At 68.1% G+C, this 13,805-nt stretch carries 14 protein-coding genes; 7 read left to right on the top strand and 7 right to left on the bottom strand.

From position 1 onward, the window contains the following. Positions 1–78: 78 nt before the first annotated feature. On the bottom strand, positions 79–1,251 hold the full coding sequence (locus L0C25_RS15585; RefSeq protein ID WP_271632596.1) for an amidohydrolase: 1,173 nt from the start codon (positions 1,249–1,251) through the stop codon (positions 79–81). 99 nt (positions 1,252–1,350) lie between these two features. On the opposite strand from L0C25_RS15585, the gene L0C25_RS15580 reads away from it, so the two are divergent. Genes L0C25_RS15580 through L0C25_RS15570 form a run of 3 tightly spaced genes read left to right on the top strand, consistent with a single transcriptional unit; the run spans position 1,351 to position 2,911 of the window. Beyond that, entirely contained in the window at positions 1,351–1,932 is a 582-nt protein-coding gene (locus tag L0C25_RS15580; protein WP_271632595.1) for a TetR/AcrR family transcriptional regulator, read from the top strand. After that, positions 1,929–2,333: a cupin domain-containing protein gene (locus L0C25_RS15575; RefSeq protein WP_271632594.1), complete on the top strand. Its 405-nt coding sequence runs from the start codon at positions 1,929–1,931 to the stop codon at positions 2,331–2,333. The genes L0C25_RS15580 and L0C25_RS15575 overlap by 4 nt, the downstream gene beginning before the upstream one ends. Further along, complete coding sequence (locus L0C25_RS15570; RefSeq protein WP_271632593.1) at positions 2,330–2,911, top strand: DUF4865 family protein; 582 nt, start codon at positions 2,330–2,332, stop codon at positions 2,909–2,911. The genes L0C25_RS15575 and L0C25_RS15570 overlap by 4 nt, the downstream gene beginning before the upstream one ends. Before the next feature lie 32 nt (positions 2,912–2,943). Here L0C25_RS15570 and L0C25_RS15565 read toward each other — a convergent pair whose 3' ends face one another. Genes L0C25_RS15565 through L0C25_RS15555 form a run of 3 tightly spaced genes read right to left on the bottom strand, consistent with a single transcriptional unit; the run spans position 2,944 to position 6,361 of the window. Next, positions 2,944–3,690 (bottom strand): succinate dehydrogenase/fumarate reductase iron-sulfur subunit, encoded by a 747-nt coding sequence (locus tag L0C25_RS15565; RefSeq protein WP_271632592.1) that lies wholly within the window; start codon positions 3,688–3,690, stop codon positions 2,944–2,946. Next, positions 3,687–5,630 (bottom strand): fumarate reductase/succinate dehydrogenase flavoprotein subunit, encoded by a 1,944-nt coding sequence (locus tag L0C25_RS15560; protein ID WP_271632591.1) that lies wholly within the window; start codon positions 5,628–5,630, stop codon positions 3,687–3,689. Before L0C25_RS15560 ends, L0C25_RS15565 begins: the two co-directional genes overlap by 4 nt. After that, positions 5,630–6,361, bottom strand: coding sequence for a succinate dehydrogenase cytochrome b subunit (locus tag L0C25_RS15555; RefSeq protein ID WP_271632590.1), 732 nt, complete (start codon positions 6,359–6,361; stop codon positions 5,630–5,632). Before L0C25_RS15555 ends, L0C25_RS15560 begins: the two co-directional genes overlap by 1 nt. Positions 6,362–6,451: 90 nt before the next feature. On the opposite strand from L0C25_RS15555, the gene L0C25_RS15550 reads away from it, so the two are divergent. The 4 genes from L0C25_RS15550 (at position 6,452) to L0C25_RS15535 (ending at position 11,108) form a co-directional block, all read left to right on the top strand. After that, on the top strand, positions 6,452–7,381 hold the full coding sequence (locus tag L0C25_RS15550) for a LysR family transcriptional regulator (RefSeq protein ID WP_271632589.1): 930 nt from the start codon (positions 6,452–6,454) through the stop codon (positions 7,379–7,381). A 166-nt stretch (positions 7,382–7,547) separates the two neighbouring features. Next, the gene (locus L0C25_RS15545) at positions 7,548–8,348 is read left to right on the top strand and encodes a hypothetical protein (RefSeq protein ID WP_271632588.1); all 801 of its coding nucleotides are present in this window, start codon (positions 7,548–7,550) and stop codon (positions 8,346–8,348) included. A 20-nt stretch (positions 8,349–8,368) separates the two neighbouring features. Next, positions 8,369–10,240 (top strand): fumarate reductase/succinate dehydrogenase flavoprotein subunit, encoded by a 1,872-nt coding sequence (locus L0C25_RS15540; protein ID WP_271632587.1) that lies wholly within the window; start codon positions 8,369–8,371, stop codon positions 10,238–10,240. A 94-nt stretch (positions 10,241–10,334) separates the two neighbouring features. Then, positions 10,335–11,108, top strand: coding sequence for a succinate dehydrogenase/fumarate reductase iron-sulfur subunit (locus L0C25_RS15535; RefSeq protein ID WP_271632586.1), 774 nt, complete (start codon positions 10,335–10,337; stop codon positions 11,106–11,108). 3 nt (positions 11,109–11,111) lie between these two features. On the opposite strand, the gene L0C25_RS15530 is transcribed toward L0C25_RS15535, so the two are convergent. The 3 genes from L0C25_RS15530 to L0C25_RS15520 all read right to left on the bottom strand — a co-directional run bounded on the left by L0C25_RS15530 (position 11,112) and on the right by L0C25_RS15520 (position 13,783). Next, positions 11,112–12,044, bottom strand: a complete 933-nt coding sequence (locus L0C25_RS15530; RefSeq protein ID WP_271632585.1) for a threonine/serine dehydratase — start codon at positions 12,042–12,044, stop codon at positions 11,112–11,114. A 115-nt stretch (positions 12,045–12,159) separates the two neighbouring features. After that, a complete protein-coding gene (locus L0C25_RS15525; protein WP_271632584.1) occupies positions 12,160–13,263 on the bottom strand; it encodes a YihY/virulence factor BrkB family protein in 1,104 nt (367 codons plus the stop codon). Beyond that, a complete protein-coding gene (locus tag L0C25_RS15520) occupies positions 13,238–13,783 on the bottom strand; it encodes a 2'-5' RNA ligase family protein (RefSeq protein ID WP_271632583.1) in 546 nt (181 codons plus the stop codon). The genes L0C25_RS15525 and L0C25_RS15520 overlap by 26 nt, the downstream gene beginning before the upstream one ends. Between the last annotated feature and the right edge of the window lie 22 nt (positions 13,784–13,805).

Genomic DNA, 13,805 nt, shown 5'->3' with positions numbered 1-13,805 from the left:
GCCGACTCTGGCCTAACTCGATACCGACTCGTGATCTCGCCGGAATGTGCCGGGCTCACCCTCCGGGGTTGCCGGGTGTCACGCGGTGTCGACGGCGACGGTCGCCAGCAGCTTGGCACCGATGTCGACCGCCCGCTCGTCCACCCGAAGGCTGCCTTGATGCAGGTCGTACGTCGGCCCGCCGGGCGTACGGGTTCCGAGCCGGCCCATCGCACCGGGAACGCGCTCGAGGTACCACGCGAAGTCCTCGCCGCCGAGGCTCTGGCCCGCCGCCGCGACGGCCCCGGCGCCGAGCGTCGACTCGACCGCGCGGCGTAGGGCAGAGGTGCAGGCGGTGTCGTTCACCACCGGCGGCACCCCGCGAACGTACGTCACGTCGGCGCTCACGCCGTACGGTGCGATGAGGTCGCGGATGAGCGTGCGGACGAGGTGTTCGGCCTCGTGCCACGCCGCGGCGTCGAGCATCCGCAGCGTGCCCGCGATCTCGCCGCTCGACGGGATGACGTTCAGCGCGTTACCGGCCTGGATGACTCCCCACACCATGCTGGCGCCGGCACGCGGGTCGAGCCGGCGCGAGAGAGCCGCCGGCAGTTGGGTCAGCAGCGCCGCCAAGGCGTACGTGAGGTCCTGGGTCAGGTGCGGGCGGGACGTGTGCCCGCCGCGTCCGCTCAGCCGAACCCTGATCGAGTCGCATGCGCCGGTGATCGCGCCGTCGCGCAACCCGACCTGGCCGACGTCGACGGAGGGGTCGCAGTGCACGGCGAAGATCCGGTCGACACCCTCGAGCGCGTCGGCGTCGATGACCTTGTGCGCGCCGCCGGGCATGATCTCCTCGGCGGGCTGGAACAGTAGCCGCGCGCGTACCGGCAACGGCGACTCTGCGTGCACCGAGCTCAGTGCCAGCGCAGCGCCCACCAGGGCGCTGGTGTGTACGTCGTGGCCGCACGCGTGTGCCACGCCCGGCGTACGTGACCGCCACGGGTCGGTGGTGGTGTCTTCGAGGGGCAGGCCGTCCATGTCGCCGCGCAACGCGACGATCGGGCGGCCCGGTGATCCGACCTCCGCGACGACGCCGCTGCCGTTGAGCCGCTCGTACGCGACGCCGCCCTTCTCGAGCATCGACACCACGGCGTCGGTCGTACGCTCCTCGTGCCACGCGAGCTCCGGATGCGCGTGCAGATCACGCCGCAGGTCACGCAGCTCGTCGCTCAGGTCGTCGACCGCCTTCGCGATCGCGTCGGGGGTGGGCACGTACCGAGGCTATCCCCCAGGACCCGGTGTCAGGCCGCAGGTCCACAATCGCGATCGATCAGGGTTGACCCACGTTCTGTAACTACTAGTATGTACGATATGGCGCCAACGACACGAGCCCGCCTGGTCGAGACGACCCGCACCCTGTTGTGGGAACGCGGCTACGCGGCGACGAGCCCGGGGGCGATCCTGACCGAGTCCGGCGTCGGCCAGGGGAGCATGTACCACCACTTCGCCGGCAAGGAGGATCTGGCCGCCGAGGCGCTCGACGAATCGGCGGCGCAGCTCGTCGCCGCGGCGGATCGAATCCTCAACACAGGCGCACCGGCCACCGACCGACTCATCACGTACCTCACGCGCCAGCGCGACGTCATGCGCGGATGCCCCGTGGGGCGCATGACCGGCGATCCGGACGTTCTCGACTCCGACCGGCTGCATCGCATCGTTCGGGAGACGTTCGATCACGTACGTACGACGATGTCCGCTGTCGTTCGCGCCGGGATCGACGACGGCGAGTTCGCTCCGGACACCGATCCCGACGCGCTGGCCGACACGATCCTCGCGATCGTGCAGGGCGGGTACGTCCTCGCGCGCGCGGCAGGCACCGACGCTCCGTTCGGTCGGGCGATCGACGGCGCGGCGGCGCTGCTCGCCGCTGCGCGGCTGGAGACGTCCCGATGAAACGACTCGACGAAGCGTTCGCCGCGCACGGCGCCGACGAGCGCTTCAGCGGGCCGGTGCTCGCCCGGCACCTATGGCCGGGAGACGGGTCGGCCCTCAACGCTTACATCGTGCGCTTCGAGACTGGCAGTCGTACGGCTTGGCATGCCCACCCCGGCGGCCAACTGCTCGTGTGCACCGACGGAACGGGCTACGTCGCAACGCGCGCCGGGGACCTCGAGATGATCCGGCCGGGCGACGCCGTCTGGACCGAACCCGGCGAAGAACACTGGCACGGCGCCGCGCCGCACTCGCCGATGGAGCACCTCGCCGTCGAGCCGTACTCCCCCCAGGCACCGGTCCGATGGCACGAACACGTCGAACAGAATGCACTGCACAACAGTCCGGAGGAACCGAGTTGACGACACACGCACCCCAGTTGATGATGCGCTACCCGATCGACCTGCCGACCGACTACGACATGGGCATCGTCCGCCGTCGAGTCAGCTCGAACGGTCGTCTCCTCGACGATCGCGCCGGCCTGTCATGCAAGGCCTACTGCATTCGTGAGGCGGGCGTGCACGGATCACAGCACAATCAGTACGCACCGTTCTACGTCTGGCACGACGCCCAGGCCGCGAGCGAGTTTCTCTGGCGCGGCGGCGGGTTCGACGGGATCGTGCGTGACTTCGGACGTCCGACGGTCGGCACCTGGCTACCGGCGGCGTTCGCTGCCGGTGACACGGCTGCGTCGGCTGTCACCGCGGCGCGGATCCGTACGCAGCCGATTCCGCGTACCGCCGACCTCATCGAGGTCGCGACCCACCTGGACAGTCACGTCGACAAGGTGATCGCCGGCGGCGACGTCCATCTCGCCTGCGCGGGCATCGACCCACAACGCTGGGAGACCATCGAGTTCAGTACGCACGTGCGGGTCGAGGACGCGGCGGCTCCGGACGCGCAGACCCTGACGGTCCTCCACGTCGGCGAGCCGGCCTGACCGCGCGTGCCCGAGGACACGGCGATGTCGCGTCAGTGGTCGCCCTTCGCGAGCGCGCCGAGAAGGTCGCGGTTGAGCCGCGAGATGTCGGAGATGTCGATGCCCTTCGGGCACACCGCGGTGCACTCGCCGATCTGCGTACACCCGCCGAAGCCCTCGGCGTCGTGCTGGGCGACCATGCCGACCACCCGGGAGTCGCGCTCGGGCTGGCCCTGGGGCAGCAGGCCGAGATGCGTGACCTTCGCCGCCGTGAACAGCATCGCCGAGCCGTTCGGGCACGCGGCGACGCACGCGCCGCAGCCGATGCAGGTGGCGGCGTCGAACGCGTGGTCGGCCGACTTCTTCGGCACGGGAACCGCGTGTGCGTCTGGCGCCGCGCCGGTCGGAGCGCTGATGTAACCGCCCGCCTGGATGATGCGGTCGAACGCGCTGCGGTCGACGACGAGGTCCTTGACCACCGTGAACGGCTGCGCCCGCCACGGCTCGACGTCGATCACGTCGCCGTCGTTGAAGCTGCGCATGTGCAGCTGGCACGTGGTGGTGTTCTCAGGCCCGTGCGCGATGCCGTTGATGACGACGCCACACATCCCGCAGATGCCCTCACGACAGTCGTGATCGAAGGCGATCGGGTCGTCACCGGCCAGGGTGAGCTGCTCGTTGAGCACGTCGAGCATCTCGAGGAACGACATGTCCGGCGACACGTCGTCGACGTGGTACGTGACCATCGTGCCCTTGTCGTCGGCGTTCTGCTGCCGCCAGACGCGAAGTGTGATCTTCACTTGTAGCTCCGCTGCTTCATCTCGACGTACTCGTAGTGCAGGTCTTCTTTGCGGAGGACGGGCTTGCCGCCGTCGCCGTACTCCCACGCGCCGACGTACGCGAAGTTGTCGTCGTCGCGCAGCGCCTCGCCGTCCTCGGTCTGGCTCTCGGCACGGAAGTGGCCGCCGCACGACTCCGCCCGGTGGAGGGCGTCGATGCACATCAGCTCACCCAGCTCGAAGAAGTCGGCGACGCGGCCGGCGCGCTCGAGGGTCTGGTTCAGCTCCTCGTTCTGGCCCGTGACCTTGACGTTGCTCCAGAACTCCTCCTTGAGCTCACGGATCAGCTCGATGGCCTTGAGGAGGCCACCTTCCGTACGCTCCATCCCGCAGTACTCCCACATGATGTTGCCGAGGTCGCGGTGGAATGAGTCGACCGTACGCTCGCCGTTGATCGACAGCAGCGTGTCGATCCGGCTGCGAACGGACTCGGCGGCCTCCTGCGCGGCGGGATGCGACTCGTCGATGTCGTCGAACGGGCCGTTCGCGAGGTAGTCGTTGATCGTCGCGGGGAGTACGAAGTACCCGTCGGCGAGCCCTTGCATCAGTGCGCTCGCACCGAGCCGGTTCGCACCGTGGTCGGAGAAGTTGGCCTCACCGGTCACGAACAGACCCGGGATCGAGCTCTGCAGGTCGTAGTCGACCCACAGCCCGCCCATCGTGTAATGCACCGCGGGATAGATCCGCATCGGCACCTCGTACGGGTTCTCACCGGTGATCTGCTGGTACATGTCGAAGAGGTTGCCGTACTTGGCTTCGACGGTCTCGCGTCCCAGCCGCTTGATGGCGTCGGCGAAGTCGAGGTAGACGCCGAGACCGCCCGGGCCGACGCCGCGGCCCTCGTCGCATACGTACTTCGCGGCGCGGGAGGCGATGTCGCGCGGTACGAGGTTTCCGAACGCCGGGTACTGCCGCTCGAGGTAGTAGTCGCGCTCGTCCTCGGGGATGTCGCGAGGGTTGCGTTCGTCGCCACCCTTCGTCGGCACCCAGATCCGGCCGTCGTTGCGGAGCGACTCGCTCATCAGCGTGAGCTTGCTCTGATGGTGACCGCTGACGGGGATGCAGGTCGGGTGGATCTGCGTGTAGCAGGGGTTGGCGAACAGCGCACCCTTGCGATGCGCCCGCCACGTGGCCGTGACGTTGCAGCCCATCGCGTTGGTGGACAGGAAGAACACGTTGCCGTAGCCGCCCGATGCGAGTACGACCGCGTCGGCGAAATGCGTCTCGATCTCGCCGGTCGTCATGTCGCGCACGATGATGCCGCGCGCCTTGCCGTCGACGACGATCAGCTCGAGCATCTCGTGCCGGGTGTTCATCTCCACCGTGCCGGCAGCGATCTGACGCTCCAACGCCTGGTACGCGCCGATCAGCAGCTGCTGCCCGGTCTGACCGCGCGCGTAGAACGTACGCGAGACCTGCACGCCGCCGAACGAGCGGTTGTCGAGCAGACCGCCGTACTCGCGGGCGAACGGAACACCCTGCGCGACGCACTGGTCGATGATCTCGACGCTCACCTGGGCGAGCCGGTAGACGTTCGACTCGCGCGAGCGGAAGTCGCCACCCTTGACCGTGTCGTAGAAGAGCCGGTAGATGCTGTCGCCGTCGTTGCGGTAGTTCTTCGCCGCGTTGATGCCACCCTGCGCCGCGATCGAGTGCGCGCGCCGCGGGCTGTCCTGGTAGCAGAAGCTCTTGACGTTGTAGCCCGCCTCGCCGAGAGTCGCCGCGGCGGATGCGCCGGCGAGGCCGGTGCCCACCACAATGACCGAGAGCTTGCGGCGGTTGGCCGGGTTGACCAGCCGGGCATTGAACTTGCGGAAGTCCCAACGTTCGCTGATCGGGCCCGACGGCGCCGTCATGTCGGCGATCTGCTCGCCCTCGACGTAGAGGTCGTAGTCGGTCATCAGCTACCAGCTCCGAAGAAGAAGACGGCGAAGGGAACGGTCAGGAAGCCGACGGTGATGAGGGCCGCCAGGACGGTGGCGTAGATGTTGAACCGACGCCGGCGGGCAGGGTGGGTGTTGGCGCCCAGCGTCGCGAGCGCGCTCCAGAACCCGTGCCGCAGATGCAATCCGACCGCGAGCAGCGCGATGGTGTACGGCAGCACGACCCACCACAGCTCGAAGCCGTTGACGGCCCGCTCGTACTTGCTGTCGGACGCGCCACCGGGCGAGATGTAGTTCGGCATCATCTGCAGGACGTGGGCGATGATGAACAGCACCAGCACGACGCCGCCCCAGCGCATGGTGAACGACGCGTACGAACGCTGCACGCCGCGGCGGTTCTGGGTGCTCTGGTAACGCTGGCCGCTCGCCGTACGAACGGTCGAGATCCGAGCGCGTCGCCACAGCGTGACCGCGGCGTAGACGTGCACGAGGACGGCCGCGAGCAGCACGACGCGCATGATCCAGAGCACGCCGTCATGCGGCAGGTACGGGTAGAACATGTCGCGGAGACCGTGCAGGTAGCCGTCGAACGCGTCCTTGCCCTGGAAGAACTTCAGGTTTCCGTACATGTGGACGAGCAGGTACACCAGCATGATCAGGCCGGAGACCGCCATCGATGCCTTCAGCGCGACGGTCGAGCGCCACGCCGCCGACCGACGTTGCGTCGGAGTCAGAGTCTTGGTCACCACGAGAACCACCGTATGCCCAGCCGCGCAGAGCGCGCCAAGTCAAACTTAGGTCCGCTTTCATAGCCAACGGCTATGAAAGTACGCTGAGGCATGCAGATTCAGCAGCTCACGTACTTCGTGACGGTCGCGCGTGTGCGCAACTTCACTCGCGCCGCCGACGCGATGGGCGTCGCCCAACCCACCCTGTCGAAGCAGATCCGGGTGCTCGAGAACTCCCTCGGCAGCGCATTGTTCGTACGCGACCGCGGCGGCGTCTCCCTGACCGCGGCCGGCGAGGCCCTCCTCCCCCACGCCCGCCGGATCGTGATCGACGTCGAGAACGCCGGTCGCGCCGTGCAGGAGGTCGCCGGCATGCAGCGCGGTCGGATCCGGCTCGGCGCGACGCCGTCCCTGTGCGACGGGCTGCTCGCCGACGCGCTCCGCCGGTTCCGCGACCGTTACCCCGGCATCGACGTCGCGGTCGAGGAGGGAGGCTCGCGCGACCTGACCCGTTCCCTCGTCCGCGGGCAGCTCGACCTCGCGATGGTGATCGTGCCTCTCCAAGATGACGAGCGCGATCTCGAGACGACGCCGATCCTGCGCGAGAGCCTCGTGCTCGCCAGCCCGGCAGACGAGCGCGCAACTCCGGCACGGATGTCGGTCGCCGAGCTGCGAGATCGGCCGATGGTGATGTTCCGCGAGGGCTACGACCTGCGCGAGGCGACGATGAGCGCGTGCAACGCTGCCGGCTTCGAGCCGACCTTCTCGGTCGAGGGCGGCGAGATGAACGCCGTACTCCGGTTCGTCGAGGCCGGGCTCGGGGTCGCAGTCGTGCCGAGCATGGTGCTGGCGACGCGGCCCAAGCTTCGCGCGACCCTTCTCGAGCGGCCGCGGCTCGAGCGTACGATCGCGCTCGCGCATCGGCGGGCCGACATCCTTCCGCAGACCGCGATCGCCTTCAAACGCGACCTGATCGACCACCTCGCCGGGTTGCCGCCGCAGCAGCTGGGCGACGATCTCGAGCTGCTCCCCGTCCGTTGACCCGCGTCCCCGTCTTGGAACGTACGCGGGGGTTCTGAGACGCGCGTACCCCCGCGAGGGATCCGAAACGTGGCCGCGATGTCCCTTCCGCTCGCGGCCGATTAGGTGCAGACTGCGGTCAGCGAACTCGGGACAACACCGTCACAAGAATCGAGGAGTCGACTGCATGGCGACTGGGGTGGGAAGTCCTGGCCGGGCTCGGATCAACGCCAAGACCCTACGACCGGACCGATGGTGGCTCCCGCCTCTCGGCATCGGCGCGATCCTGGTCTTCTTCATCGTGTACGCGACGGTGCGCGTCTTCATGAACCAGTGGTACTGGGTCGATGACTCGCATTACCTGACGCCGCTGTACTCGCCCTGCCTGAGCAACTCCTGCGTCGAGGGATCGAGCCACTTCGGCACTCCGTTCGGAGACTTCCCGTCGATCATCCCGCTCGGAATCATCACGCTGTTCATCGTGGGCGGGTTCCGGGTCACCTGCTACTACTACCGCAAGGCGGGCTACCGGTCGCTGTGGCAGTCGCCGACGGCCTGCGCGGTCGCCGAGCCGCACGCGAAGTACACCGGCGAGACACGGTTCCCGCTGATCATCATGAACGCGCACCGGTACTTCTTCTACCTGGCCGCACTCGTACTGCTGATCAACGTCTACGACATGGTCCTCGCGTTCCACGGTGTCGACGGAGGATTCGGGATCGGGCTCGGCACGCTGATCATCATCGTCAACGTGGCCATGCTCGGCTGCTACACGCTGTCGTGCCACGCATGCCGCCACATCGTCGGCGGGCGCCTACGAAGCTTCTCCAAGCATCCGATCCGTTACCGCTACTGGACGTTCGTGTCGAAGCTCAACACCCGGCACGGCCGCTTCGCGATGATCTCGCTGTTCACGGTCATCGCAACAGACGCGTACATCATGGCGGTCTCCGCCGACTGGTTCTCCGACCCGCGGATCCTGAACTAGCGCACGCATCCCCTTACGAGATGGAGCAGACGCAAGGCATGGCCGACGAAACAAGACATCCCATGACCGGCAACCGCCTCGACGCCGAGGCGGAGGCGTCGGGACCCGGGTTCGAGACCCATGACTACGACGTCGTCGTGATCGGCGCCGGTGGAGCCGGACTCCGCGCCGCCATCGCCGCGCACGATGCGGGCGCACGGGTAGCGATCGTGTGCAAGTCGCTGCTCGGCAAGGCGCACACCGTCATGGCCGAGGGCGGCGCCGCTGCCGCGATGGGCAACCTGTGGCCCGACGACAACTGGAAGGTGCACTTCCGCGACACCATGCGCGGCGGCAAGATGCTGAACAACTGGCGCATGGCACAGGTACATGCCCAGGAGGCCCCCGACCGCGTACTCGAGCTCGAGGAGTGGGGCGCGCTGTTCGACCGCACGCCCGACGGACTGATCTCGCAGCGCGACTTCGGCGGCCACCGGTACGCCCGGCTCGCGCACGTCGGTGACCGTACGGGCCTCGAGATGATCCGCACGCTGCAGCAGCGCGCCGTCGCGCTCGGCATCGACGTGTTCATGGAGTTCACGGTCACCGAGCTGTGCAAGGCCGACGACCGCATCGTGGGCGCGGTCGGCTACTGGCGCGAGACGGGCCGCTTCGTCGTGTTCAACGCGCCGAGCGTCGTACTCGCGACGGGCGGCATCGGCCGCTCCTTCCAGGTGACGAGCAACTCCTGGGAGTACACCGGCGACGGGCACGCGCTCGCGATGCGTGCGGGTGCGTCGCTGATCAACATGGAGTTCGTGCAGTTCCACCCGACCGGCATGGTGTGGCCGATGTCGGTACGCGGGTTGCTGGTCACCGAGTCGGTACGCGGCGACGGCGGCATCTTGAAGAACTCCGACGGCGAGCGCTTCATGTTCAACTACATCCCCGACTTCTTCAAGGCCGAGACCGCCGATTCGGTCGAGGAGGCCGACGGCTGGTACGAAGACAAGAAGAACAACCGCCGGCCCCCCGAGCTGCTGCCGCGCGACGAGGTCGCCCGAGCGATCAACTCCGAGGTCAAGGCCGGCCGGGGCACGGAGCACGGCGGCGTCTACCTCGACATCGCGTCTCGCCGCGACCCCGAGTTCATCCGCCGCCGGCTCCCGTCGATGTATCACCAGTTCAAGGAGCTCGCCGGTGTCGACATCACCCAGGAGGCGATGGAGATCGGGCCGACCTGCCACTACGTGATGGGCGGTGTCGAGGTCGACCCCGACACCCAGCAGAGCTCGGTCGACGGCCTCTACGCCGCGGGAGAGGTCTCGGGCGGCATGCACGGGTCGAACCGCCTCGGCGGCAACTCCCTCTCGGATCTGCTCGTGTTCGGCCGACGGGCCGGCGAGTGCGCCGCCGAGAACGCCGCGAAGCACTCGAACGAACGGGCCGCTGTGCCCGACTCGACCGCGACGGCGGCGGCTGACGCCGCTCTCGCTCCGTTCGCGGAGGAGGGCGGCGAGAACCCGTACACGATCCAGAAGGACCTGCAAGACGTGATGCACCGCCTCGTCGGCATCATCCGCAAGCGCGAGGAGCTGGTGACCTCCCTGACGGAGCTGGAGGAGCTGAAGGCCCGCGCCGAGCACCTGTCGGTGGAGGGCAACCGCCAGTACAACCCCGGCTGGCACCTCGCGATCGACCTTGCCAACATGCTGATCGTGTCCGAATGCGTCGCGACGGCGGCGCTCGAGCGCGAGGAGTCGCGTGGCGGCCACACCCGCGAGGACTTTCCGATGGCCTCCGACGAGTGGGCTCAGATCAATCTCGTGCTGACGTACGACGGTGAGTCCGTCGGCCTTGCGCGCCAACCGCTGCCGGTGATGCCCGACGACCTGAAGGAGCTGTTCGACTGATGAGCGGCGAGGAGAGAGCGACCGGAGCGGCCGCCGCGAGGCACGAGCGGTGTCCGCGGAGTGAGCGGGTCGACGAGCGCGATAGGAGCGATGCATGAGCTACGACCTGAAGCTGCGCGTATGGCGCGGAGACTCCTCCGGCGGCGAGCTCGACGACTATGTCGTCGACGCCGAGGAGGGCGAGGTCATCCTCGACGTGCTGCACCGGCTGCAGGCGACGCAGGCAGGCGACCTCGCGATCCGCTGGAACTGCAAGGCAGGCAAGTGCGGTTCGTGCAGCGCAGAGATCAACGGTCGGCCGCGGCTGATGTGCATGACCCGGCTGTCGGACTTCGAACCCGACGAGACGATCACGATCACCCCCATGCGTACGTTCCCGGTGATCCGCGACCTCGTCACCGACGTGTCGTTCAACTACGAGAAGGCACGCGAGGTGCCCGCGTTCGCGCCGGCAGAGCCCGACGCCGACGGCAAGCGCCGGATGATGCAGGAGGATGTCGAGCGGGGCCAGGAGTTCCGCAAGTGCATCGAGTGTTTCCTGTGCCAGGACGTCTGCCACGTCGTACGCGACCACGAGGAGAACAAGCCGGCGTACGCGGGCCCGCGGTTCTTCCTGCGGTATGCCGAGCTCGACATGCATCCGCTGGACACCAACGACCGGCGCAACCTCGCCCAGGAGGCTGCGGGACTCGGCATGTGCAACATCACCAAGTGCTGCACGGAGGTCTGCCCCGAGGGCATCAAGATCACCGACAACGCGATCATCCCGATGAAGGAGCGCGTGGTCGACCGGAAGTACGATCCGGTCGTATGGCTGGGCAACAAGATCTTCCGCCGCGGTCAGGGTCCCGAGCGCGACGAGGTCTGAAGCCTAGGGCACCTCGGGGTTGTTGCCGCCACTGATCACCACGACCACCGTGTCGCCCGGGTGGACCGTCACCGCGCCGGTCATCAGGGCGGCGAGTGGCGTTGCCGCGCCCGGCTCGGCGAGTACGCGGCAGCGTTGCCACAACCATCGGCGCGCCTTGGTGATCGAGTGATCACTCACCAGCACCGGCTCGGTGTCGAGCTCCGCGGCGGTCTCGTAGGCGTACGAGCCGATCGTCGCCGCGCCCAGCGAGTCGGCCGCGACACCGCCGACCTCGATCGCGACGGGCTCTCCCGCGGCCAACCCGGCGTGCAGGTTCGCGCACTTCTCGGGCTCGACGGGTACGACCCGGGTGCGTCCGCGCAGGGCGAGTGCCGTGCCCGCGTACAGCCCGCCCCCGCCGCAGGCGACGAGCGCGAGGTCGGCGTCGGACGCCTGCTCCTCGATCTCGAGTCCGACCGAGCCGGCGCCGCACACCGTGCTGAACCGGTCGTACGCGTGTACGTACGCGACCGGGCGGTCATCGGACCATTCCAGCGCCGCTTCGTACGCGTCGGGGTAGTAGCCGTCGACGACATGCGCCGTCGCGCCGTAGTCGCGGATGCGGTCGATCTTCTCCGTCGGTGACGACGCGGGCACGAACAGGTCGGCATCGAGCCCGGCGAGCGAGGCCGCCCAGGCGAGCGCACCGGCGTGGTTGCCGCCGGATGCGGCGACGACGCCGCGGGTGCCCTCGGGGAGGGTCAGGACCGAGTTGAGCGCACCACGCGCCTTGAACGAGCCGGTGTGCTGCGTCAGCTCCAGCTTGAGGAGGACGCGCGCGCCGACGCCGAGCTCTTCGCCGTGAACGGCGAGCAGCGGCGTCCGGCGGATCTTGCCGGTCAGGCGTACGGCGGCGGACTCGATGTCGGAGCGGCGAGGCAGGTCTGTACTCACCCGCTCATCCTCCCTCAGCCGTGACGCGCCTCCCGCCAGCCCCCGTGAGCATGACGTTTCGGCCCGCCACAGAACGATTCTGGGGCCGAAACGTCATGCCCACGGGGCCTGGAGGTCAGTCACCCGACCGTCTGATCAGCTCGCGTATCCCGACAGCGAACAGCCCCAGCACGGCGACGGGTCTCGCCGCCGCGACGATCCGCTCCCCCGTCGTGCGCGCCATGACGGGGTCGTCGAGGCCCCGCTCGTCGACGACCGTCGCGGCCGGCCGGGTGTACGCCTGCCGCTGCACCGCACGCTGATGAGCCACTGTCGCGGGCGCGGTGTACGCCCACGCCGCTCCGTAGACCGTGAGTCGCGAGAAGTAGTTGATCCAGACGACCAGCGTGATCGCCAACGCGAGCGCCGCGAACGGTGAGCCTCCCAGGCTGCCCATGATCGGCACGACGATCGACTTGAGCACCTCGAAGCCGACCGCACCCAGCACCGCGCCCTGCAGGAGTGCGCGCCGTGGCAGGTCGGGATCGGGCAACAGCCGGTAGATGGCGAAGAACAACAGCGTGCTCGCCGCGATACCCACGATCACGGTCACGCACCACAACACCGCGCCGCCGGCCGCTCCCATCGGGATGAAATCGAGGATGGCGTCGGCGAACCCCGTAGCGGCACCCGCGACGCCGACGGAGAGGATCAGTACGAAGCCGATCACCGCAAGGGTGAGCAGGTCGACGAGCTTGCCCACGACGAAGTTGTACTTCTCGGTCGCCGGCACCTCGAACGCCGCGACCAGCCCCTCTCGCAACCCCGACAACCAGCCGAGACCGGAGTAGAGCAAGGCGACGACACCGATCAGGCCGACAGCTCCCGCGGAGTTCTCGATCTGCTCGAGACTGATCGTGCCGTCGGCACCGTTCTCGCTGACGATCCCGGGAAAGACCGACTCGATCGCGTCGATCATCGAATCCTGGGCGTCGGGGTAATACTCGGAGACCTTGCCGATCACCGCGAAGCCGAGCGCCAGGATCGGGAAGAAGGACAGGAACCCGAAGTACGTCGCGGCGCCCGACAGCAGGTTGCCGTGAACGCGCGTGTAATGCTCCTGGGTCGACATCACGTGGTCGAACCACGGCCGCCGGCTCCGCGCGTCGGCGATCCGCGCTTTCAGCCGGTCGATCAGCTTCGGTTTGGCCCGCTCAGGGGGTGCCCCTGCTTCGCTCATGTACGGCTCCTCCGACGAGGTCGAACACCCGAGACGGCGTCCATCCGGCAGATCCATCGTGTACGTACAGAGCGAACGATGTCACATCGAAGCGGCACTCGTAGTCGCGCAGCGCCTCGAAGGCGTTGTCGAGGGAGCTCTCGTCGAGGTGGTGGGCGACGGTGATGTGGGGGTGGTACGGGAACTCCAGCTTCCCCTGGAGCAGCTCGCCGCGTACGGACGCGGCGAGTACCTCGGTCGGCGAGATGCCCTCGCTGACGGTCACGAACACCACCGGCGAGACCGGGCGGAACGTACCGGTGCCGTGCAGGCGCATCGTGAACGGCGGATGCTTCGACGCGATCCGGTCGAGTCGGTCGACGACGGTGTCGATCTCGTCGCGCTCGACCTCGGTGGGCGGCAGCAGCGTGACGTGCGACGGGACCGTCTCGGCGAGCGGGTCACCGAACGACGCGCGATGGGCACGCAGCTCACTTCCGTACGGGTCGGGCACCGCGATTGCCACTCCGATGGTCGGCATGGAAGCAGAGACTAGCGCGCTC

The sequence above is a fragment of the Solicola gregarius genome (assembly GCF_025790165.1).
In the GTDB taxonomy this organism is placed as follows: domain Bacteria; phylum Actinomycetota; class Actinomycetes; order Propionibacteriales; family Nocardioidaceae; genus Solicola; species Solicola gregarius.
The sequence above is the reverse complement of the archived record's forward strand: the minus strand, read 5'-3'. Positions and strand labels throughout refer to the sequence as shown.

Excerpts from the sequence above, each read along its gene's own strand:
- L0C25_RS15545 (WP_271632588.1), top strand. The coding sequence starts at position 7,548 with ATGGCGACTGGGGTGGGAAGTCCTGGCCGGGCTCGGATCAACGCCAAG.
- L0C25_RS15540 (WP_271632587.1), top strand. The coding sequence starts at position 8,369 with ATGGAGCAGACGCAAGGCATGGCCGACGAAACAAGACATCCCATGACC.
- L0C25_RS15550 (WP_271632589.1), top strand. The coding sequence starts at position 6,452 with ATGCAGATTCAGCAGCTCACGTACTTCGTGACGGTCGCGCGTGTGCGC.
- L0C25_RS15520 (WP_271632583.1), bottom strand. The coding sequence starts at position 13,783 with ATGCCGACCATCGGAGTGGCAATCGCGGTGCCCGACCCGTACGGAAGT.
- L0C25_RS15525 (WP_271632584.1), bottom strand. The coding sequence starts at position 13,263 with ATGAGCGAAGCAGGGGCACCCCCTGAGCGGGCCAAACCGAAGCTGATC.
- L0C25_RS15560 (WP_271632591.1), bottom strand. The coding sequence starts at position 5,630 with ATGACCGACTACGACCTCTACGTCGAGGGCGAGCAGATCGCCGACATG.
- L0C25_RS15580 (WP_271632595.1), top strand. The coding sequence starts at position 1,351 with ATGGCGCCAACGACACGAGCCCGCCTGGTCGAGACGACCCGCACCCTG.
- L0C25_RS15535 (WP_271632586.1), top strand. The coding sequence starts at position 10,335 with ATGAGCTACGACCTGAAGCTGCGCGTATGGCGCGGAGACTCCTCCGGC.
- L0C25_RS15575 (WP_271632594.1), top strand. The coding sequence starts at position 1,929 with ATGAAACGACTCGACGAAGCGTTCGCCGCGCACGGCGCCGACGAGCGC.